The sequence below is a fragment of the Myxococcus sp. CA033 genome, assembly GCF_013336625.1.
Lineage (GTDB): Bacteria > Myxococcota > Myxococcia > Myxococcales > Myxococcaceae > Myxococcus > Myxococcus llanfairpwllgwyngyllgogerychwyrndrobwllllantysiliogogogochensis.
The window spans coordinates 170,908-192,111 of record NZ_JABUMU010000016.1 but is presented as its reverse complement, the minus strand read 5'-3'; the positions used below and the strand labels follow the sequence as shown (position 1 = coordinate 192,111).

The window sequence follows — 21,204 nt, the reverse complement described above, 5'->3', positions numbered from 1 at the left end:
TCAACCCTCAACTCACGGATTCGCCGCACACGTGCGGCCCGGGAAGGCAACGCGCGACATGGGACACCTTCGGCATGGCATGGTCATCGGCTTGGCGCTGCTCGCGGGATGTGGCGGCCTGGAGGGCACGGAGGCAGGAGTGCAGCGCCCCGAGGACACCGGCACCGTCGAGGCCGCCGTCTACGAGTCACCTGACAGTCTGGCCGGGCTGGTGGGCACCTACTCCCGCACCTGGCCCCTCGCGGCGCCGGAGGAGCTGCTCACGATGACGCTGACCGGCACTGAGTACGCCGACCGCGTGGAGGGCAGCTACGTGCGCACGGTGAGCCGCACCTGCCCCGTGCTGGGCTGCAACACGGAGACCGCCAGCTTCTACGCGCTCCCCAACAACCCCGCCATCGGCTCGTTCATCGCCTTCAGGGACCTGGCTGGGGAGACGCGTGACGTCTATTCCATCAGCCAGATCCAGCGCAGCCTCTTCACGGGGAAGATCACCGGCATCGTCCTCCAGAAGGGCGTCAATGGCTCACAGCCCTTCACGATGACGCGCGTGGGTTTCTGACCCGCCTGGGGCGCCCGGACCTCGGACCCGGGCGCTCCTTCAATCCCAGCCGTACCAATACTTCTTCACGGGGTTGTACGAGTACTTCCAGAAGACGATGGTGTAGCAGGTGATGCCGTAGTCGTCTGGTCCCTTGCGGTAATAGCCGCCATCCGAGAGTCCCTGCCTCACCGCGGGTTCGCTCTCCAGCTCGCACGACGGCGCCTTCGACAGGTGCGCTGGAATCAGCTCCGCCACCGCCTCGGGGTACTGCCCCTTCTCGGCGTGATAGGCGTCCAGCGCCGCGATGAGCGGGGCGAACTCCTCCTCGACTCGATCAAATCGCCAGGACATCCCGCGCACCATGCCCGCGCCCGCGAGCGCGACGCCGCCCAGCAGGTAGGCCAGGGTGACGAAGTTCACCGACCTCCGTGCGGGCAGCACCGCGAGGACCAGCGTCACAAGCAGCAGCAGCCCTCCCCCCAGCGCCAGCAACGGCACGAAGAGGGCCGCGTTGAACGAGAGGTGCCCCAGCGCCGTCATCATCGCCGCGCCCACCAACACCAGGACGGGCACGAGCCAACGTGTCATTCCCTCACCGTAGCAGGCGGGCATGACAAGGTGTCGCGCAGTCGATACCCCACCCCACCTCCCGTCCCGAGGCCTGTTTCCGCCCGGGGCGCACGCGCACGCCCAAGCGCCGCTCACACGACACAGCCCTGCCCTCGCGTTCACATAGGCAAGCAGGCAAGTGTGCTCAAGATTGGCAACGAGAGCTTTCTCCGGAAAGTCCGTCCTCCCCTTCTAGAGCTCTCGTCAACGGCTGGCATCAGTCTCCCCGCGAACAGGGACCCGGTTGCGGTCTCGTCCCTGTCGGACCCGCCCTCATCGAGATTCGCTGAAGCACGGCCCGCACCCTTCGCGGGGGCGATGGGCCGCTCGCGCTTTCCCGAGGCCCCCCTGCCTCACCGAGTACCCCTATGAAGCCAGAACCCTCTTCATCCGCCCGCAGTGCGCCCCATCCCCATGCCCCACTGCCCGGAAGCCTCGGAGCCTTTGGCCCGGGCACTCGCATCCAGCACTACGAGCTGATTCGACAGCTCGGCAGCGGAGGCATGGGGACCGTCTTCCTGGCGCGCGACACCCGGCTCGGCCGCCGCGTCGCCATCAAGCTGCTGCACACGCAGGACGCGCAGTTCGCCCGCCGCTTCATCCTCGAGGCCCGCACCACCGCCCGGTGCAGCCACGAGAACATCGTCATCATCTACGAAGTCGGTGAAGCCAACGGCAGCCCGTACATGGTGCTGGAGTACCTGCAGGGCCAGCCGCTCGACAAGCTCCTCAAGAGCAGCCCGCGCCTGCCGCCCTCGCGCGCCGTGGAGCTGATGTCGCCCGTCCTCCGCGCCCTCTCCTGCGCGCACACGCACAAGATCGTCCACCGGGACCTCAAGCCGGAGAACATCATCGTGACGGACTCCGGCACCATCAAGGTGCTGGACTTCGGCATCGCGAAGGTGCTCCAGGGCGATGAGCACCGCGGCGAGACGGACCCGCGCGCGCTCCTGGAGGGACTGCGACTGCTACCTGTTCCGGGGACCCGGAATGAGTCGCTTCACCTGACGCGCCAGGGCGCGCTGCTCGGAACGCTGGCGTACATGTCCCCCGAGCAGTGGGGCAACGGCATCCCCGTCGACCACCGCACCGACATCTGGGCTGTCGGCATCATGCTGTTCCGGATGCTGGCGGGCCGCCATCCGCTGGAGCCCCTGCGGGGTCCCCAGTTGATGGTCACCGCGCTGCTCAACGAGCCCATGCCGACCCTCCGGGCCGTGGTTCCGGATGTCCCCGTGGAGCTCGCCTCCGTCGTCGACCGGTGCCTGCTCAAGCACAAGGAGCAGCGCTTCCCGGATGCACTCGCGGTGCTGCGGGCCCTGGAGCCATTCCTCCCCGGTCGGTTCGTCCACGAGGCGGGGCTCGACGAGAGTCCCTATGCGGGCCTCGGCTCGTTCCAGGAGGCGGACTCGGCGCGGTTCTTCGGCCGCGCACGGGAGACCGCCGCGCTCGTCAACCGGCTCCAGGACCAGCCCCTGCTCGCGGTCGTCGGCCCATCGGGTGCGGGCAAGTCGTCCTTCGTTCGCGCGGGACTGGTGCCGGTGCTCAAGCGGACCGGCATCCCCTGGGAGTCGCTCATCATCCGCCCGGGGAGAGATCCGCTCGGGGCGCTGGCCAGCATGGTGGCTCCGCTCGTCACGTCGTCGCCCACGCTGGAGGAAGACCTCCGGAAGCAGCAGCAGATCACCGCGCACCTGCGACTGGAGCCAGGCTACGTGGGCGCCGTCCTGCGAGCCCGCGCCCGACGCGAGCGCCGGCGCATCGTGTTGTTCATCGACCAGTTCGAGGAGCTCTACACGCTGGTGCCCGATGCGCGGGAGCGTCGCGCCTTCACGGCCTGCCTGTCTGGAATCGCCGACGACGCCACCTCTCCCATCCGCGTCGTCCTCTCGTTGCGCTCCGACTTCCTGGACCGGGTATCGGAGGACGAGCGCTTCATGGCGGAGCTGTCTCCAGGGTTGTTCTTCCTGGCGGCGCCCCAGAAGGACGGCCTGCGTGACGCACTCGTGCAGCCCGCGGAGATGGCGGGCTATCGCTTCGAGTCCCCTGAGATGGTGACCGAGATGCTCCAGCACCTGGAGACGACACCCGGCGCCCTGCCCTTGCTCCAGTTCGCGGCCACCCGGCTGTGGGAGGCGAGAGACCCGTCGCGCCGGATGTTGACGGAGAGCGCCTTCCAGCAGCTCGGCGGAATCGCGGGGGCGCTGGCCACGCATGCGGACAGCGTGCTCGCGGGCATGTCATCGCAGGAGCGGGCCCTGGCCCGGGCAATCTTCCTGCGGCTCGTCACGTCCGAGCGCACGCGCGCGATTGTCTCGTTGGAGGAGCTGCGAGAGCTGACCCGGGACGCGGAGGAGCTTCAGCGGCTCATCGACAGCCTGGTCCAGGCGCGACTGCTCGTCATCCAGACGGGGAACAAGGCCACGGGCGCGTCGGTGGAGCTGGTCCACGAGTCACTCATCTCCGGCTGGCCCACGCTGCGCAGGTGGCTCGAGGAGGGCCAGGAGGACTCGGCGTTCCTGGAGCAACTGCGAAACGCGGCCCGACAATGGCAGGCAAAGGCTCGGGACAGCGGACTGCTCTGGCGCGGCGAGATGGCGGACGAGGCTCGGAGATTCCAGCGGCGAAATCGGGGAGAGCTGCCGCTGTTGCAGCGGGCGTTCCTGGACGCGGTGTTGGCGCAGGCGACTCGGATGGCTCGCCTCAAACGCGGGTTCGTCGTTGGCGCGGCGACGTTGGTGACGCTGTTGTTCGCGGCGGCGGCGGTGGCGCTGGTGTTCATCCGCGAGGCGAAACAGGAGGCGGAGCACCAGGCCATCATCGCGTTGCGCGCGGAGGCCTCGGCTCGAAACGCGGAGTTCCTGGCGAAGCGTTCCGCGGCGGAGGCCGAGGAGCGACTGGCGGAGGTCCAGGCCAAGGAACTGGACCGCCAGGAAGCGGAGCTTCGCGCGCTCGAGGCCAACGCCCAGGTCGAATCAACCAACGAAGAGCTGTTGAGGAAGAACGCCGAGCTGGTCAAGGCCGTGCAGCGGGCGCGATGGGCTCAGTACCTCGCGAACCAGGCGCTGCGCGGGGCCGAGCAGAGCGCTCAGCAGGCGCGACTCGCGCGCGCGGAGGCGGAACGACTGCTCCAACGAGAGCAGGAGCGGACGTTGCGCATCCAATCCACGCTCGGAAGTTCCTTCATCGAAACCCTGAGGTAAGGCACCCATGACAGCCATTCAGAGAGGCGGCTCGCGTGGACGCGGGCTGGCCGTGGTGTTGATGTGTCTATGCGCGAGCGCTTCCATGGCGCAGCGTGTGGACAAGCCGCTGGACGTGGGCGGAGACCGCCCCTGGGCCCTGGGCGTGCCCCGGGATGAGCAGCAGGCCGCCCAGGCGCTCTTCTTCGAGGGAAATGAGCGCCTGCGAGAGTCGGTCTTCGTCGAGGCGAGTCGGAACTACCGCCGTGCCTTGCGGCATTGGAACCACCCGGCGATTCACTACAACCTGGCGCTGGCGTTGATGAACCTCGACCAGCCCATCGAGGTCCACAAGCACCTGAAGGCGGCGATGGGCCATGGACCCGAGCCGCTCGATGCCGGCAGGTACGAGCATGCCCGCTCCTACAACGCACTGCTCGAGAAGCAGCTTGCGTGGGTGGACGTGCGGTGTGACCAGGAGGGCGCCGTCGTGACGTTGAACGGGCAGGCGCTGTTCACGGCGCCTGGGAGATATCAGGCGCTCATCCGGCCCGGTGTGCACAGCATCGTCGCCTTCAAGGATGGGTATCTGCCGACGGAGAAACGTCAGCCATTGCTGCCCGGCGAGAAGGCGGAGCTGGACCTGGAGCTGTTCACGGAGGACGAGGTCATCCGTTATCGGCGCCGATGGTCGGCGTGGATTCCGTGGACGGTGCTGGGCGTGGGGGTGGTGGCGGCGGGAGGTGGCGGGCTGATGCACTGGAAGGCGAATGAGGCTTTCCGGGACTTCGATTCACGCATCGACCCCAAGGGGAGCCTCCTGGAGGGAGAGCTGTCGGCGCTCCGCAGAACGGGCTCCAGATTCCACGCGGGTGCCGTGGGTGCCTATTCCCTGGGAGGCGCCGCCGCCGTCACGGGGGCGGTCCTCATCTATCTCAATCGTCAGCGGGCCTTCCGCCTCAATCCCGAGGAATCAGGTCCATCCATGGTCATTGCCCCCGCTCTCGACTCCGAATCGAAGGGCGTCGTGGGCACGGTTCGCTTCTGAAGAGGTGATTCATGAACCAGGACTCCTTCCTCCGTGGAACCGTTACGGCGTTCATCCTCTCATTCCTGACCGCCGGCCCCCTCGCCTGTGTCCAGCCCGAGAGCACGGTCTGTCCCTCCGGAATCGTGTGCCCCGAAGGCCAGAGATGCGCCGCGTTCCAGAAGGCCTGCATCCTCAACGATTGTGGTGACGGGCTCGTCCAGCCCCACCAGGGCGAACAATGCGACGATGGAAACATCAACCAGAACGACGGATGCAACTCCGCGTGCCAGGTCGAGCGGTGCGGCGATGGAATCCTCAGCGCGGCCGATAGCGAGATGTGCGACGACGGAAACAACACGAACAACGACGGATGCAGCGCCGACTGTCTGTCCGATGAGTCCTGTGGCAACCGCGTCGTCGACGCCGTGACCCAGGAAGCCTGCGACGACGGCAACACCGTCGGTGGCGACGGGTGCTCCCAGGACTGCAAGTCCCAGGAGAAATGCGGCGACGGCTTTCTCAATGTCGAGTGGGGTGAAACCTGCGACGACGGAAACAACGAGAGCGGCGACCAATGCAGCGCTGACTGCCGGTCCCGGGAGGTCTGTGGCAACGGCGTCGTGGACGCGGCCACGGACGAGAAGTGCGACGACAGGAACACCCTCTCGGGTGACGGCTGTAGTGCCGACTGCAAGTCCACGGAGACGTGCGGGAACGGCGTCGTCGATTCCGTCGTAGGGGAAGTGTGTGACGACGGCAACAAGCTCAGGGGTGATGGGTGCAGTCCAGACTGTCACTCCAACGAAACGTGTGGAAATGGAGTGCGCGACACGGAACAGGGCGAGCAGTGTGACGACGGAAACACCGTGAGCAACGATGGGTGCCGCGATGACTGTCATTCCACGGAGCGGTGCGGCAACAGCCTCATCGACACGGCCTCGGGCGAAGTGTGTGACGATGGCAACACACGTGACGGCGACGGATGCCGCGCGGATTGTCGGTCCAATGAGCGCTGTGGCAACGGCCTTGTCGACCCCGGAGAAGAGTGCGACGACGGGAATGAGGACAGCAACGACAACTGCGTCGACACCTGCAGGGTCGCGAAGTGTGGCGATGGACATGTCAATGTCACGAGCCTGGTTCCCGAGAGTTGTGATGATGGGAACTCAAATGCATGCGGCGCGTGCAGCCACGACTGCACCCAGGAACAGACCCCTGGCCGGGCCCAGGGCCACATCCAGGTCAACGGGACAGTGAACGACGGCGAACTCGTCATCCTCAGCGACGGCAATCGTCGGTGCATCTTCGAGTTCGACACCAACGGCGTGACGCCTGGCACCCACACTCCCGTCGCCATCGCGGCCGGTGCCGAATCGATTGCAATCGCCCAGTCACTCCAGACCGCCATCTTCATGGCGACGAGAGATGCACTCGAACCGGGTTGTACGGCGCCCGGGACGAGACCCTCCGAGCTGCGGCTTCGTGTCACCAGGGAGGAAAGAACCCTGGAGCTGCGCCACGTCTCCGCGGGCGCCGTGGGCAATCAGCCCATCATCGAATCCGTCGCGAACTCGGACTTCACGGTGGCATCCCTGAGCGGGGGGGCCGGCCATGACTGCCCCGTCGACATGGGCTGCACCAAGGACCACGACTGCGCGCCAGGCGACGGAACCCTCCACTGCCTGAAAGAGGTGGGCCAGACCGTGGGGAAGTGTGGCCCGCGCCCCTAACGGACAGTTGCACCCCGTTCCCGGCCCCTTATCCTCCGCCGCCATGGCCACCCACTTCGACCCCAGCGCCGCGGCGCAGCCGGGCTCCGGCGTCTTCGGACTCCCCCACTCCCCCGACGAGGCGCACGTCGTCCTCATCCCCGTCCCCTTCGAGGCCACCACCAGCTATGGCGGCGGCACCTCCGAGGGCCCCGCCGCCGTCCTGGACGCCAGCCGACAGGTCGACCTCTTCGACGTGGAGACGGGCCGCCCCTACGAGCGCGGCATCGCCATGCTTCCCGAGTCCGAGGAGCTCCGCGACTGGAACACCCGCGCCAAGGAGCGCGCCCAGGTCGTCATCGAGGCCGGCGGCATCCACTCGGGCGAGGCCGAGCTGCTCGCCGCCGCTCGCGACGTCAACGCCCTCTGCGACCAGATGAACGAGCTGGTCTACCGCACCACGAAGCACTGGCTCGACCAGGGCAAGCGCGTGGCCGCCGTCGGCGGAGACCACTCCATCTCCTTCGGCATCATCCGCGCCCACGCGGAGAAGTACCCCGGCCTGGGTGTCCTCCACCTGGACGCCCACGCCGACCTGCGCGTCGCCTACGAGGGCTTCACCTGGTCCCACGCGTCCATCATGTACAACGTCTCCGAGCGCATCCCCGGCGTGAAGACGCTCGTCCAGGTCGGCCTGCGCGACATGAGCCAGGAAGAGCACCGGTACATCGAGGACTCGAAGGGCCGCGTCCACGGCTTCTTCGACGCCACCCTCCAGAACAAGCGCTTCGACGGCATCCCCTGGAATCGCCAGGTCGATGAGATGGTCGCCCTGCTCCCGCAGCAGGTCTACCTCTCGTTCGACATCGACGGCCTGGACCCCGTGCTCTGCCCGCACACCGGCACACCTGTCCCCGGCGGCCTGTCCTTCCCGGAAGCCATCGCCCTCATCTCCGGTGTCGTCCGCTCCGGCCGCACCATCGTCGGCTTCGACCTGACGGAAGTCGCCCCGGACCCCGAAGGCAGCGAGTGGGACGGCAACGTCGGCGCCCGCCTGCTCTACAAGATGATTGGCTGGATGCTGAAGTCCCAGAAGGCCTGAGCCTCAGCTCACGCTCCCCTTCGGCACCCGAGCCCCGAACAACAGGCCCCGCCCCAACGGGGACTCCACGGACAGCGCGCCCCCGTGCAGGCGCGCCAGCTCCGACGCCACCGTATCCATCGACTCGAGCTGCGCGCGCAGGACCTCCAGCGCGGCCCGGTCCACCGAGGGCCCCGACTCCAGGCGACGAAGCTGTCGCCGCGCTTCCTCCAGCGGCCCCTGCAGCGCCCTCGCCGCCCACTGGCTCAGCGTCGCCCCAGGTGGGACTTCGACTCCCACCACGGGCTTCGGCGCGTTCACCAGCGACTGGTGGATGAGCGCCTCGAAGTCCGTGATTTCGAACGGCTTGTGCAGGAACGCGTGCGCCTCCGGCGCCCCCTGCGGCAACACGGCGCTCAGCAGGATGACGGGCACGTCTTTCAGGTCCGCGTCTCGCTTCAGCCGGCGGCACAGCTCCACCCCGCTCAGCCGAGGCATCATGTGGTCTGTCACCACCAGGTGTGGGCGACACGCCCGGGCCAGGCCCAGCGCCTCCTCGCCGTCTCGGGCCCTCACCACCTCGTGCCCGAGGTCCTCCACCACCTGGCTGAGAACTTCCAGCACGGCGGGCTCATCATCCGCGACCAGGACGAGACTCATTCTTCCGCTCCTCCGCACCAGCGCGGCCCCCAAGCCACGCCGCCAGGACTTCGCCTGCCCCTGGGATGAACCGGAATCCTCGGGGAACGGCCGCCTCCCGGTGATGCAATCGTTCACGGACGTGCGGACTGATCTATGAAAGGCAACGCACCGCCTCCAGCGAATCGTGGGAATGACGCCGGCTTCCCGACAGTCTGCGTGTCATTCGCCGGACAATCCGCTGCGGGCGCACGGAGGGCTGACATGAAGGCTGGAGTCATGAGGTGGGGACCCCTGGTGGTGACGCTGCTGGCGTCCAGCGGCGCGAGCGCGGACATGGCCCGGCGTCGCGATGCCGTGGTGGAGGTCGTCCAGAAGGTCTCCCCGGCCGTCGTCTACATCGGCACCGAACAGGAGGTGGAGTCGCGCTTCCGCCGCCGGTCTCCGCTGGAGGAGTTCTTCGGGGGCATGGGCGGCGAGCAGGGCCGCCAGAAAATCGAGGGCCTGGGCAGCGGCGTCATCATCGACCCGACGGGCATCATCGTCACCAATGACCACGTCATCCGGGGCGCCTCCGCCATCCACGTCGTGCTCGCGGACGGTCGCTCGTACGACGCGGAGGTCATCGGCAGCGACGCGGGCAACGACCTGGCCGTGCTCAAGGTAACGGCGAAGGAGGCGCTGCCCATCGCCCGGCTGGGCACCAGCGCGGACCTGATGATTGGCGAGACGGTGGTCGCCATCGGCAGCCCGTTCGGCCTGAGTAAAACCGTCACGGCGGGCGTGGTCTCCGCCGTGGGCCGCACCTTCCGCGCGGACAACCGCGTGTACAACGACTTCGTCCAGACGGACGCGGCCATCAACCCCGGCAACTCGGGCGGCCCGCTGCTCAACGTGGACGGCGAAATCATCGGCATCAACACCGCCATCTTCGGCGGCGGCGCGCAGGGCATCGGCTTCGCCATCCCCGCCGACAAGGTGCGCCGCATCGTCGATGAGCTCACCCGCTTCGGCAAGGTGCGCCCGTCCTGGGTGGGCCTGGATGCCGTGGACCTGACGCCGCGGGCTGCCCGACAGCTAGGGTGGGACCGCTCCTACGGCGCGCTGGTGACGTCCGTGGAGGCCGGCAGCCCGGCGGACCAGGCCGGCGTGAAGCGCGGGGACATCGTCGCGGAGCTGGGCGGCTCCCGCATCCAGGACGCCGAGGACTTCGACACCCGCGTGCGCGGCTACCCGGCGCGCTCCGCCTTCCCCCTGGTCCTCTTCCGCGAAGGGGCCTCGCGCACCGTCCAGCTCACCCCCTCCGAGTTCCCCCCGCGCATGGTGGAGTCCCTGGCCTGGGACCGACTAGGACTCAAAGTGAAAGAGTCCCGGGGCGTGCTGGCGCTGACGGGGGTGAGGGCGGGGAGCGCGGCGGCGGAGGTGGGGCTGGAGCCCGGGGACATCATCCTCCGGGTGAACAACCAGCCGGTGGCCTCGGCGGACGCGTTCAAGGAGGCCCTGGTGACGGCGAGGCGCGGACGGAGCGTGTTGTTGCTCGTGCGGAGGGGCCGCTACGGGTACCACATCACGCTGCCCTTCGAGCAGGACCGGGGCCAGAGCCTGTAGGGCTGGCCTCCGGGCAGGCGTGGCAGCGGCTTCCTCGGATTTCGATGGGCGCGCAACTCGCACTAGCATGCGTGCCCCATGAGCACCGTGCGCTACCTGTCACTTGGTCCCCTGCTTGCCGGAGCGGGCTCCCGAGCCTTCCTGGGGCTTGCCCTCGAGGATGGCTTGCCCCCTCGCCCAGTGGTTCTCATCTGGGCTCCGCAGGAGGTGGTGCAGAGCCCGGAGCTGACGGCGAAGCTGACGCGAGAGACGGGCCGGGCGCTCGTCTTCGAGCACCCGAACATCCTGCGCGTCCACAGCCTCGCGGCCCAGGACGGCGGTCTGGCGCGCGTCACTGAGTTCGCCGATGGAGAACCCTTGCGCCGCGTGCTGGAGGCGAGCCCTCGGCTGCCTCCGCCGCTGGCCGCGCTGGTGGCCGCGGATGCCGCCACGGGCCTGCACTACGCGCACATGGCCGGCAACGACGACGGCTCGCCGCTGGTGCACGGCGACGTGCGGCCCGAGACGCTGATGCTCTCGTTCAGCGGCCTGACGAAGGTGACGGGCTACGGCGCGCTCAGCGTGGCCCCGCGCGAGCGCGATGGAAAGCGCGTGAAGAACCGCCGCGCGTACAGCGCTCCCGAGCAGCTGCTGGGGGGCCGCGAGGCCGTGAATGTCCAGTCGGACGTGTTCCTGCTTGGACTCGTGCTGCACGAGTGCCTGTCCGGGAAGATGCCCTTCAAGGACAACGCGGACCCGGACAAGGCGACGCTCACGCGCACGCTGCCGACGATGTCCGTGGACGTGCCGCTGAAGCTGGATGCGGTGGTGCGCAAGGCGACGGCGAAGCGCGCGTATGACCGGTACCCGTCCGCGCACGCCTTCCGTGAAGCGATTGTGGAGGCGGTCGGCACGCTGCCCGCGCACACGTCGCTGGCGGACTACCTCGCCAAACTGTTCCCGCCGGAGAACGAGGCCCGCGCCGCGCGGCGCCGGGTCATCGAGGCGGGCATCGCGGACGTGCTCCAGAAGGTCGGCGTCGCCCCTCCGGCCGTGGCGGAGTTCCTCGTCACGGGCACCCTGCCCCCTTCGGCCATTCCGAAGGTCTGGCCGGCGATGCAGGGCCAGCTCTCCATCCTCGCGGCCATGTCCGGCGGCACCAGCGGCGTGCAACTCGCCGAGGTGAGCACGACGACGAGCCCTGCTCCGTCGACGGAGAGCACGGGCTCCTCCGCGACCGCCTCGGCGGGAGCAGCGCCCGCCACCGAGGCGACGAGCATCACCGCTTCCAATCCCACGCTGCCCGCCGTCGCGACCCTTCCGGCGACGGGGAGCGCCTCCGCCACCGCGTCGACGAGTACCGCGGACGGGACCAGCAGCGCGGGTGTCTCAACCACGAGCGCGGGAACTCCGGCCGCTACCGGGTCGGCTATCGCAAGCGCTGGAACTTCGGCTACCACAGGGTCGGCTACCGCGAGCGCTGGAACTCCCGCTGCCACCGGGTCGACTACCGCGAGCGCTGGAGCTCCCACCGCCAGCGGGTCGGCTACCGCGAGCGCTGGAACTCCGGCTGCCACTGAGTCGGCGACCTTGAGTTCGGGAACTCCCGCCGCCACCGTGAGCTCCGGGCCCTCCGCGGCCACCGCTTCCTCAACCATGGGTGCCGCGCCGCTCGCGGGCACCTCACCGGGCGTCGCGAGTGGAGCGGGTGCATCCGGGGTCTCCGCGCCGCAAACGGGCGCGGTGCCTGCCTCGGGCCCCGTGCCGCCCACGGCCGGTGCTCCTCGAAAGTCCTCTCGGGCCTGGCTCGCCGCCGTGGGCGTGGGCACGGTGCTCGCGCTGGGTGGAGCGGCCGTCATCGTCCAGCGACTGCCCCCTCGAATCGAAGCGGAGGTGGAGGACGCGGGTCCTCCGTCCGTGGCGATGATCGGCCTGGATACCGACGCGGGGACGAGCGCTGACAGTGGCGTGGATGCGGGCGCCGAGGTGATTGCGACGGGCTTCCTGGACCTCACCGTCGACCCTCGTGTGGACGTGTCCTATTCCGGCGGGTTCCTCGGTCGCACGCCGCTCAGCGTGGCCCTGCCCGCGGGCCGTCACGTGCTCACGCTCACCAATGCCGTGCTCGGCATCCAGGTGGCACGCACGTTCACCATCACCGCGGGCGGACGGAACGCGCAGCAGATCTTCCTCAACAAGGGGTTCATCAACGTGCGCGCGCCCAAGGACGCCATCGTCACGCTCAACGGTCGGCTCGTCGGCGCCGCTCCCGTGGAGGAGCAGGACGTCTACGAAGGCACGCACCAGCTCCTCGTCATCGCCAACGGCGCGCGGTGGCAGAAGACCTTCAAGCTGGAGCCCGGGCAGCGCGTCTCGTTCGACGTGGACTTCGAATCGCCCTCCGAGGAGTAGGCCCCCTCGAGGCTCGCTGGCAGGCGCTCCCGGAAATGAGCCCTGCCAGCGCCTACGCGCGGCGCTCCAGGCGCAGCAGCGCGATGACCTGGTCGGTGTCCAAGGGACGCGTCACGCAGTCGCTGGCGCCCGCGTCCAGGCACTTCGCCCGCTCGTCATCGCGCGGATGCGCCGTGACGACGACGATGGGCAGCCCCCTGAAGCGCGCATCCGCGCGGAGCGTCCTCAGGGCCGTGTAGCCCGCTTCCGTCATCGCGATGAGCAGCAGCAGTCCATCCACTTCGGGCGAGTCCGACAGGACACGCAGGGCCTCGTCCATGCTCTCCGCGTGGAGGCTCTCCAGCCCGCGCGACTCCAGGACGCTGATGAGTGAGAAGGCCTCTCGGATGTTGTCGTCCACGACGAGCACGCGACGCCGCATGACCGTCTCGGGCGGCGCGTCGTAGTCGAGCATTCTCGACTCGCGCCCCTCTTCCAGGACCCCAGCCCCCGCCACCAGGACTGAGTTCGCGCCATCGTCAGGCCCACGAGGACCAGCCTGTGTCGGCCCACCCCGGGCAAACGCCGGGATGTCGGCCGCCGAAAGCTCCACCGCGCCTTGCACGACGGACCTTCCAGCGCGCGTGGAGTCCCGCGACTCCTCCACCTCGTCCAGGGCTTCCGCCCCCACATAGACATCAGGCAGGTAGAGCGTGAAGGTGCTGCCACGCCCCAGCTCACTGGCGACATGCAGCTCTCCGCCCAGGAGGCGCGCCAGCTCGCGGCTGATGGACAGCCCCAGGCCCGTGCCCCCGTATTTGCGACCCGTGCCCGGCTCCGCCTGCTGGAAGGCCTCGAAGATGCGCTGGAGCTTGTCCTGCGCGATGCCGATGCCCGTGTCCACGACGCTGAACGACAGCACCTCGTCGGCCTGATTCAGGACCGGGTTCTCGAAGTGGAACAACCCCTGGGCCATCTGGGTGATGCGCAGCTCCACTCGCCCCGCATCCGTGAACTTGAAGGCGTTCGACAGCAGGTTCTTGAGCACCTGCCGAAGCCGCATGGAGTCGGTGCGCAGCGTCGGAGGTAGCGTGCCCGAGAGCGCGACGCCGAAGCCCAGGCCCTTCTGCTCGGCGACGTGTTGGAAGTCGCGCTCGATGAGCGACTTCACCTCCGTGAGCGCCACCTCTTCCGGTTCGATCCGCAGCTTCCCTGCCTCCACCTTGGACAGGTCCAGCAGGTCGTTGATGAGAGAGAGCAGATCCACGCCCGAGGCATGGATGGTCCGCGCGTACTCCGCCTCCTTTGGCCCCAGCCGCTGGTCCGAGTCCTCCGAGAGGAGCTTCGCGAGGATGAGCAGGCTGTTGAGCGGCGTGCGCAGCTCGTGGCTGATGTTCGCCAGGAACTCGCTCTTGTGCCGTGACGCGAGCGCCAGCTTCTCGGTGAAGCCCACGTTGTCGTTGAGCTCCTTCCACACGCCGGAGTGCCCCGTGTCCGCGCCGCCGCCCGTGCTCTCCACACCGACCCGCCGCGAGACGCGATTCACCTCGCTCGCGAAGGTCGTCAACTGCGCCACCATCCTGTTGACGATGTTCTTGAGCTCCAGCGACTCGCCCCGGACCTCCACGGTGAGCGTCTGCGACAGGTCCCCTTGCGCCACCGCGCCGCTCACCCGGATGAGGTCCCGCACCTGCGCGGAGAGACTGCCGGCGAGGACATTCACTCCGTCCGCCAGCTCCCGCCACGCTCCGACGGACCGCGCCACGTCCACCCGCGCGCCGAGCCGCCCCTCGACTCCCACCTCGCGGCCCACCCGGGCAACCTCTCGCGAGAGGGCCGACCACCGCTCCGCGCCCGTGTTGAAGGTCTCCGCCAACCGGTCCATGAGCGGATTCGTGCCCCGGACGGACACGCGCCGTGAGAAGTCACCCTGGTTGGCTGCCTCCATCGCGGCCAGGAGGTCCCGGAGCTGCGCCTCGTGCGGTGCTGTCCCCTGGTTGCCGTCGTCTTCCAAGCCTTGCTCCCGTGAACCCGCGTCCGTCACTGGGACGAAACGCACCCGGTCTCGCGACGCCACGTCACCGCGGCGTCAGCGAACACCCGAACCGTCTTCGAGAATCCCGAACGGGGACTACGCGCTCTTGCGGCGCCGCATCATCGCTTCGTACGAGCGACCCACGCTCTGCGAGAGGATCATCAGCTCGCCCACATCCGGCGGCGTGAGCTGATCCGGCCCATTGTCCACGTACAACAGGTGCACGACCTTGCCCCGGACCAGCAGCGGCAGGATGACCGCCGTCGTCGGGAAGCCGCCACCCAGCAGCTTGTAGAACACGCCCATCGCCGCGTCGCGGCGCACCGGCCCCACGTAGTGCGAGCGGGTGTCGCGAACCAGACGGAACGTGCTCTGCTCCCGGAGCGCGACGCCGATGCGACGCACCGCCGCCTCGCGCACCCCCGGGCCCATGCCGTGCCAGCCCGTCACAAGGCTGCCCTGCACCGACAGCAGCAGGTTGCGCCGCCACTTGCCCAGCGCGAAGCGCAGCACCGTGCGCGCCACATCCTCGCGGTCCGTGCTGCGCGCCAGCTCCGCCTGCGCCTCCGCGAACGTCAGCGGCGTGGGAGGTGGCTCGGGCGGACGCTGCACGGGCGCGGTGGCCATGGGAGGACTCGCCACGGGTGCCACCGGCGGCCTCGGGGGCACCGGGGCCGCGGGCACGCCCACCTGCATCGGAGGAGGCGGGGGCGGCATGGGCGGCGGAGGCGCCACCGGGCGCGGCGCGGGAGGCTGCGCCTGCATGGCGGGAGGCGGGGCCACCGGACGCGACACGGGCACCGTCGCCATGGGCATCGGCGGGAGCTCGGGCAGGGCCTCCACCACCTCGACGCCAGTGATGACCTCCTCCTCGCCGACGTCGCCCTCGTAGTCCGCGCCACCGCGCAGGGCCTGCGCGTAGACGGACTGGAACTCCTCCTCGCTCATCAGGTCGGGCGGCTTCTCCTGTGCCTTGGCGATCTCCGCCTCCGCCTGGGGCGAGCCCGGCTTGGGACGGGGCCGCACCGCGTTCATGTCGATGGCGCGCAGCGGGCGGAACGCCTTGGTGTAGCGGCGCAGCAGCTGGTTCATCCGGAACTCGGGGATGACCACCGGCACCACGCGCTTGCCCGTCTTGAAGGCAATCGCGTCCAACGTCTCGAAGTCGTGCGGGTTCACCACGGCGACGCTCAGGCGCGTCGCGTCCACCCGCATGGGGAGCAGCTCCTTGTCATCCGCCTGGTTGGCGGGCACCAGCTCCAGCGCCTTGGGGTCCGGCACCATCTCCCCGGAGGCGAACGCGCTGTTGTGCAGGGAGCCCAGCACCCGGGCCAGGTCCACCTCGGACACCAGCCCCAGCTCCACCAGGTTCGTCCCGAGCCGCCCGCCATGCACCACCTGCGCCTCGAGCGCCTCCTCGAGACCCTCCGCGGTGACGAGGCCATCCTTCAGGAGCTGTTCGCCCAGACGCATGACCGGCTTGTAGCCGCGCCCCATCCCGGTCCGCAAGCACGCACACCCCGCCCCCTAGTCCTCCGGGTGGTGACTGAGCGCCACCCGGTTGCCCTCTGGATCCCTCACGTACACCGTCCACCGCGTCTCGTGCTCCAGGGGTACGCCCGCCTGAGTAAGCTCGGACACCACCGCGTCGCGCTCCGCCCTCGCGATGCGGAACGCCAGCATCAGCAGGCCCGGACCCGGGTGCCGGAAGGGCTGGGGTTCGGGCTCCGCGCCCGCCGCCTCGATGGCCAGGAAGCCGCCCCCGGGCACGCCCACCCAGATGCTCCGCAGGGTGCCGTCCGGGCGCGGATGCCGGGTGAGCTCGGGAAAGCCCAGCAAGTCCCTGTAGAAGGCTGTCACGCGCTCGATGTCCCACGCCTGGATGGCCACGTGGTGGAAGCCCTGAACGTTCATGGGGGCGATGCTATGGTCCGGCCGCCCATGGCGCGACTGCTCATCGTCGAGGACAACCACGAGCTGGCCTCCCTCATCGTCTCCACGGCCCAGAGCCGGGGCCACGACGCGCGCGCCGTGCACACCGGCGAGGCCGCGCTGGAGGCGCTCAGCCCCGGCTCCCAGTGGGACGCGGCGCTGGTGGACCTGCTGCTTCCCGACATCCGAGGCAGCGAGGTGCTCGGTGCCCTGCGGGCCCACGGCATCCCCGCCATCGCGGTGAGCGGTGTGTACAAGGGTGACCGCTTCGCGCAGGAGGCCGTGCAGGTCCATGGCGCCCGAGGCTTCTTCGAGAAGCCCTTCGAGCTCATCACCGTGATGGAGGCCCTGGAGCGCGCGGGCGGCGTCGAGCCCGTGCCCCGCGCCGCGCCTCCCGTGGAGGAAGACGCGGCCCAGGATGAGCTGCTCGACGACGTGGACCTCATCGTCTTGGAGGAGCTGATTCCCGACACGGAGGAGGACGCGGGCGAGGCCAGTGCACCCATGCAGGCCATCCCCGACTCCGCGCCGCTGCCCGGCCTGGAGAGCGAGGAGCCGGCCCTGCCGCTGCCCTTCGCCCACCGGGGGAAGGTGTGGACCGACGCTCAGCCCGCGTCGGCCAAGACACGGCGCGCGCTGCCCGAGTGGTCCCTCGGTGGAGACCTGAAGGACACCTCCGTGGCGCGGCTGCTCAACGCCTATTACGAGGCGCGCCACCACGGGGAGCTGAAGCTCCAGCAGGGCTCCATCCTCAAGGTCGTCTACTTCGAGTCCGGCCGCATCGTGTACGCGGCCTCCAACCTGGCCCACGAGCGCTTCGGTCGCTTCTGCGTCCGGCGCGGCGTGCTCACGGAGGAGAAGCTCGCGGAGGTGGCCGCCGTCGCGAAGCAGCAGGGGCTGCGCACCGGCGAGGCGATGATTCGCCTGGGCGTGCTGGATGCCCCGAGGCGGCGACAGCTCCTGGAGGAGCAGGTCCGCGAGCTGCTCTGGTCCACCTTCACCTGGACGGAAGGCGCCTACGGCTTCAGCGCCATGAGGCCGCAGCGCGCGGACCTCGTGAAGCTGTCCGTCTTCCCGGGCGACCTGGTGCTCGAGGGTGTGGAGAAGACGGAGACGCTGGTGGCCCTGCGTCAGCGCATGGGCCAGGGACGTCGCCTGTTCCCCACCGCCGACCCGCCCTACGGCCTGCACGAGTTGAAGCTGCAAGGGCCGCAGGCCTTGCTCCTGGCCTACGCGGACGGCAGCAAGACGGTGGAGGACCTGCTCGCGCTGACGGACCTGTCGGAGCGACAGGCCCTGGCGACGCTGCGGGGCCTGGAGCTGCTCGGCGTGCTGGAGGAGCGGCCGGAGACGCCCAGCCGCCGCCACCGCATCTCCTTCGGCCTCTGATTCAGCGCCGCGCGCCGTCCCGACGACGGCGCAGCCACTGAGCCACCGCGAGCAAACCCAACAGGGCCCCGCCCGAGCTTCCCTGCGAGCAGCCACAGGACGAGGATGGCTCGCGCGACAGGGCTCCCGATACGGGCACGCCGTTGAGGAACACCTCGCCAGTGAAGCGCGGCGAGGACAGCAGCCGAGGCCGGGCCACGTACGTCAGCGTGCTCGTCGCGTGCGCGGCGAGCGCGACCCCCTCCACGGCGAAGCCTCCCTCATCGGACTGCTCCGCGAGGGCCAGCCCCGCGACCTTCACGCTGCCGGGCACGAGCTCCATTCCCTCGACGCGCTCCACGTAGCGCAGGCCCGTGACGGCACAGTCGGTGGTGTTGCTCAGCTGCACCACCACACCCACCAGTCCGGTCTCCTGGCCGGAGGCGGTCTCCGTGGAATGCGCCACGTCGACAAAAGGCTCCGCGACAATCGGCACCGTGTGCACCCGCGCCGCCGCGTTGCCCCCACCCGCGTCGGCACTGACGCGCAGGGTGACGGACGTCCCCACCAGCTCCTGCAGGCCTGTCTCGCGCGTGGCCACGGTGACGCTGCGGCCCGACAGCTCGCCCTGCGCGAGCGCGGGGCCACCTTCCTGGGACCAGGAGACGCTCACGTCCGAGCACGCGTCGGGAGGAATCTCCTGCGTGAGGGTCGTCGTCGCGCCCTCGCCACAACGCGCGACGAGCGCCTCACCCTCCAGCTCACCCAGGGCGACCGCTCGCGCCTCGGAAGTCACCGTCTGTCGCGCCCGGCCCGCCTCGACGGGGGCGGCGACGTCGGAGAAGAGCTCGCCTCGCACCGTGTACGGGGTGGCCGAGCAGACCGCTGGCAACTGGAAGCGCCACGCACCGGGCACGGGCACCACCTGGGAGGAAATGGGCGCGCCATCGGCGGACTCCAGGAACATGCGCGCCTTGAGCGCATGCGCCCCAGGGCAGCGCAGGGACGTGCCCAGCGTCGCCTCGACGTCCTGCCCGCCCGTGACACGCATCGACAGGTCGAGGCTGGCGGCCGACACATCCTCCGCCTCCGGTTGGGCCTCCACCTTCACCACGGACTCCGGCCCTTCCAACACGCCGACTCCCGCGACGGTCATCCGGTTGCGGGCCACCAGCGTCAGCGACGTGCTCGCGCAGCTCTCCGCTGACACCTGGAGCACTGGCGCGGTGACGGGCGAGGTCAGGTCGACGGGGTTGCCGGCACCATCCTTCACCGTCAGCCCCGGAGGCACCGCGCCCCCATCCTGGAGCCGCCACACCGTCTCTACTTGCGGCAGCCCCGCCGTGGCTTCACAGGGGTGCAGTGCTTCGGGACGCAGCTCCACGGTGTGCCCAGAGGTCAACGGGCGCACGGTGTTCGGCGCAAAGGGCGCCGCGGGCTTTCCCCACGGCCGCACGTCCACGGTGAACGTCGTGGGCTCGGATGGAGCCAGGCCCTTGTCCCTCGCCCGCACCTCGTACGTGTAACGCGCGCCTGTCGCCGAGCAGAGGAAGTCCGACGGCATGAACGTGGCGGAGCGGCCGCCCGCGTCCGTGTGCAACACCGGCTGGCCCGGGGGCGTGCTCCACACGTAGTCCACGGACTCGCAGATTCCGGCGCCCGGTGACGCGGCGAACACGAGCGCGGGGCCTCCCGCGGACGTCGTGGCCTGGAGCGGCATCACCACGGGCGCCCCGGGTCCCTCCGTGTTTTCGATGCGCACGGACACGGTGGCCTGCCGGTCATGCGTGCCCAGACCATCCGAGGCGAACACCGTGAACTGGGTCATCGTCGGCTCGCAGACCACTGGAGCCGTGAGGGACAGCGACACCGCGTCCACTCCGGGCGTGGCGTTGACCTGCACCAATGACTGCCCCACCTCCGCGGAGACTCGGACCGCGTCGCCGTCCTCATCGGTCGCCGTCACATCCAGCGTCCGCGTCGTGGCCTCGTTGATGTTGACCGGCGCCGGAATCGCTCCGAACACCGGTGCCACGGCGTTGATGTAGTAGATGACGTTCTGCACCGGGTTGCGCAGGGTGATGACGCAGAAGGTGGAGTCCACGCAGGACACCTGGGCGAACGGGTCCGACACCGGCAACGACGCGTTGGCGAACGCGGGATGGATTCGCCACGTCACCCCCGAGTCGGTCGCGCTTCCCGTCGGCACCGCGCCGAGCACGACGTTCTCTCCGCCGTTGCGCGTGCCCACCGCGAGGCCAAAGCCCGTCCCCCGGCTGCTGCTCAGCTCGGTGTTCATGTCCACGGACACGATGCTCACCGGTCCCGAGTCGAGCAGCGTGACGCGCTGGAAGTCCTGGGGAACCGGCGATGCGGAGAGCGGCGCGCGGAACAGTCCATCCGAGTTGCCCGCCAGGATGATGGGATACACCCCGCTCGTGGAGATGAGGTCCACTGTCAGGAGCGGCAGCGTCGTCAGCGAAGCGTCCATGTTGAACGCGGCCTCGCTCCGGTCGCCTCGGATGTAGAGGAGGTTCGGATTGCCGACGACGGGGATGATCGCATGGGCCACTCCACCCGCGGTCTCCGTCACGCCCATCACCGACGTCGCCTTGTACTGCCCCGTCTCCAGGACGCGGGTGTTCCACGGGAAGGTGGCGGTTTGGGACGGGCTCGCGTGCAGCAGCAGGAACTCGTTCGTATCGACCGCGACGGAGGCGTAGCCAGTGCCCGACGCGGTCTGTATCACCCGGCGAACCTCGGTCGTCGTCGCGGTGGGCAGCTCCGGGAGGATGCTGTCAGGAGGAAGGCAGTCGTTGTGGGCGAAGATATCCCCATCCCCCCGCACGCCCGCGAAGCAACCCGAGGACAACAGCAATGTGCCCACGGCGGGCGACAAGACCCGGTTGGCCACCTGCTCCCCGTCGATGTGGAGCTCCACGCCCTGGGAGGAAGCAATGGCGACGGTGCCAGGACGCCACACCCTCACATCGCTCGGTTCTCCCGCGACCGGGAGGCCTTCCTTCCACTCCGCGGCGGCCACCGCGGACAGTCCCAAGCAGAGGCAGATGAGGATGCCGGAGCGCACGCGATACTC

14 protein-coding genes and 1 pseudogene are annotated in these 21,204 nt (G+C 69.3%); 9 read left to right on the top strand and 6 right to left on the bottom strand.

Annotated features, from left to right (window positions below; genetic code table 11):
• Positions 1–79 precede the first annotated feature (79 nt).
• Positions 80–562: a hypothetical protein gene (locus HUA78_RS30320; RefSeq protein WP_174462531.1), complete on the top strand. Its 483-nt coding sequence runs from the start codon at positions 80–82 to the stop codon at positions 560–562.
• A gap of 39 nt (positions 563–601) precedes the next feature.
• Here HUA78_RS30320 and HUA78_RS30315 read toward each other — a convergent pair whose 3' ends face one another.
• Positions 602–1,132: a hypothetical protein gene (locus tag HUA78_RS30315; RefSeq protein WP_174455589.1), complete on the bottom strand. Its 531-nt coding sequence runs from the start codon at positions 1,130–1,132 to the stop codon at positions 602–604.
• A 389-nt stretch (positions 1,133–1,521) separates the two neighbouring features.
• On the opposite strand from HUA78_RS30315, the gene HUA78_RS30310 reads away from it, so the two are divergent.
• The 5 genes and pseudogenes from HUA78_RS30310 to HUA78_RS30295 all read left to right on the top strand — a co-directional run bounded on the left by HUA78_RS30310 (position 1,522) and on the right by HUA78_RS30295 (position 8,176).
• Positions 1,522–4,356, top strand: coding sequence for a serine/threonine-protein kinase (locus HUA78_RS30310; RefSeq protein WP_174455590.1), 2,835 nt, complete (start codon positions 1,522–1,524; stop codon positions 4,354–4,356).
• Positions 4,357–4,441: 85 nt separating this feature from the next.
• The gene (locus tag HUA78_RS30305) at positions 4,442–5,383 is read left to right on the top strand and encodes a hypothetical protein (RefSeq protein WP_174477733.1); all 942 of its coding nucleotides are present in this window, start codon (positions 4,442–4,444) and stop codon (positions 5,381–5,383) included.
• Between the two features lie 11 nt (positions 5,384–5,394).
• Positions 5,395–6,531, top strand: a pseudogene (locus HUA78_RS47780) (DUF4215 domain-containing protein); the annotation flags it as partial.
• Positions 6,532–6,618: 87 nt separating this feature from the next.
• Positions 6,619–7,095, top strand: a complete 477-nt coding sequence (locus tag HUA78_RS46735; RefSeq protein ID WP_254623965.1) for a hypothetical protein — start codon at positions 6,619–6,621, stop codon at positions 7,093–7,095.
• Between the two features lie 43 nt (positions 7,096–7,138).
• Positions 7,139–8,176 (top strand): agmatinase family protein, encoded by a 1,038-nt coding sequence (locus HUA78_RS30295; RefSeq protein ID WP_141649308.1) that lies wholly within the window; start codon positions 7,139–7,141, stop codon positions 8,174–8,176.
• A 3-nt stretch (positions 8,177–8,179) separates the two neighbouring features.
• Here the strand turns inward: HUA78_RS30295 and HUA78_RS30290 are convergent, their stop codons facing one another.
• Positions 8,180–8,815 carry a response regulator gene (locus tag HUA78_RS30290; protein WP_141649307.1) on the bottom strand — a complete coding sequence of 212 codons (636 nt, stop codon included), beginning with the start codon at positions 8,813–8,815 and terminating at the stop codon, positions 8,180–8,182.
• Between the two features lie 243 nt (positions 8,816–9,058).
• Between HUA78_RS30290 and HUA78_RS30285 the strand changes: the two genes are divergently transcribed.
• Both HUA78_RS30285 and HUA78_RS30280 read left to right on the top strand, forming a co-directional pair.
• On the top strand, positions 9,059–10,402 hold the full coding sequence (locus tag HUA78_RS30285) for a trypsin-like peptidase domain-containing protein (RefSeq protein ID WP_174455593.1): 1,344 nt from the start codon (positions 9,059–9,061) through the stop codon (positions 10,400–10,402).
• 78 nt (positions 10,403–10,480) lie between these two features.
• Complete coding sequence (locus HUA78_RS30280) at positions 10,481–12,793, top strand: protein kinase (RefSeq protein WP_174477731.1); 2,313 nt, start codon at positions 10,481–10,483, stop codon at positions 12,791–12,793.
• Between the two features lie 52 nt (positions 12,794–12,845).
• Here the strand turns inward: HUA78_RS30280 and HUA78_RS30275 are convergent, their stop codons facing one another.
• The 3 genes from HUA78_RS30275 to HUA78_RS30265 form a co-directional block, all read right to left on the bottom strand.
• Complete coding sequence (locus tag HUA78_RS30275) at positions 12,846–14,786, bottom strand: ATP-binding protein (protein WP_174477730.1); 1,941 nt, start codon at positions 14,784–14,786, stop codon at positions 12,846–12,848.
• 117 nt (positions 14,787–14,903) lie between these two features.
• Complete coding sequence (locus HUA78_RS30270; protein ID WP_174462538.1) at positions 14,904–16,280, bottom strand: general secretion pathway protein GspE; 1,377 nt, start codon at positions 16,278–16,280, stop codon at positions 14,904–14,906.
• A gap of 54 nt (positions 16,281–16,334) precedes the next feature.
• The gene (locus HUA78_RS30265) at positions 16,335–16,721 is read right to left on the bottom strand and encodes a VOC family protein (protein WP_174455597.1); all 387 of its coding nucleotides are present in this window, start codon (positions 16,719–16,721) and stop codon (positions 16,335–16,337) included.
• 12 nt (positions 16,722–16,733) lie between these two features.
• On the opposite strand from HUA78_RS30265, the gene HUA78_RS30260 reads away from it, so the two are divergent.
• Positions 16,734–18,128: a response regulator gene (locus HUA78_RS30260; RefSeq protein WP_174477729.1), complete on the top strand. Its 1,395-nt coding sequence runs from the start codon at positions 16,734–16,736 to the stop codon at positions 18,126–18,128.
• Position 18,129: 1 nt separating this feature from the next.
• Here HUA78_RS30260 and HUA78_RS30255 read toward each other — a convergent pair whose 3' ends face one another.
• Positions 18,130–21,195 carry a hypothetical protein gene (locus tag HUA78_RS30255; RefSeq protein ID WP_174477728.1) on the bottom strand — a complete coding sequence of 1,022 codons (3,066 nt, stop codon included), beginning with the start codon at positions 21,193–21,195 and terminating at the stop codon, positions 18,130–18,132.
• Positions 21,196–21,204: the final 9 nt, after the last annotated feature.

Excerpts from the sequence above, each read along its gene's own strand:
- HUA78_RS30320 (WP_174462531.1), top strand. The coding sequence starts at position 80 with ATGGTCATCGGCTTGGCGCTGCTCGCGGGATGTGGCGGCCTGGAGGGC.
- HUA78_RS30315 (WP_174455589.1), bottom strand. The coding sequence starts at position 1,132 with ATGACACGTTGGCTCGTGCCCGTCCTGGTGTTGGTGGGCGCGGCGATG.
- HUA78_RS30310 (WP_174455590.1), top strand. The coding sequence starts at position 1,522 with ATGAAGCCAGAACCCTCTTCATCCGCCCGCAGTGCGCCCCATCCCCAT.
- HUA78_RS30305 (WP_174477733.1), top strand. The coding sequence starts at position 4,442 with ATGGCGCAGCGTGTGGACAAGCCGCTGGACGTGGGCGGAGACCGCCCC.
- HUA78_RS30295 (WP_141649308.1), top strand. The coding sequence starts at position 7,139 with ATGGCCACCCACTTCGACCCCAGCGCCGCGGCGCAGCCGGGCTCCGGC.
- HUA78_RS30290 (WP_141649307.1), bottom strand. The coding sequence starts at position 8,815 with ATGAGTCTCGTCCTGGTCGCGGATGATGAGCCCGCCGTGCTGGAAGTT.
- HUA78_RS30285 (WP_174455593.1), top strand. The coding sequence starts at position 9,059 with ATGAAGGCTGGAGTCATGAGGTGGGGACCCCTGGTGGTGACGCTGCTG.
- HUA78_RS30280 (WP_174477731.1), top strand. The coding sequence starts at position 10,481 with ATGAGCACCGTGCGCTACCTGTCACTTGGTCCCCTGCTTGCCGGAGCG.
- HUA78_RS30270 (WP_174462538.1), bottom strand. The coding sequence starts at position 16,280 with ATGCGTCTGGGCGAACAGCTCCTGAAGGATGGCCTCGTCACCGCGGAG.
- HUA78_RS30265 (WP_174455597.1), bottom strand. The coding sequence starts at position 16,721 with ATGAACGTTCAGGGCTTCCACCACGTGGCCATCCAGGCGTGGGACATC.
- HUA78_RS30260 (WP_174477729.1), top strand. The coding sequence starts at position 16,734 with ATGGTCCGGCCGCCCATGGCGCGACTGCTCATCGTCGAGGACAACCAC.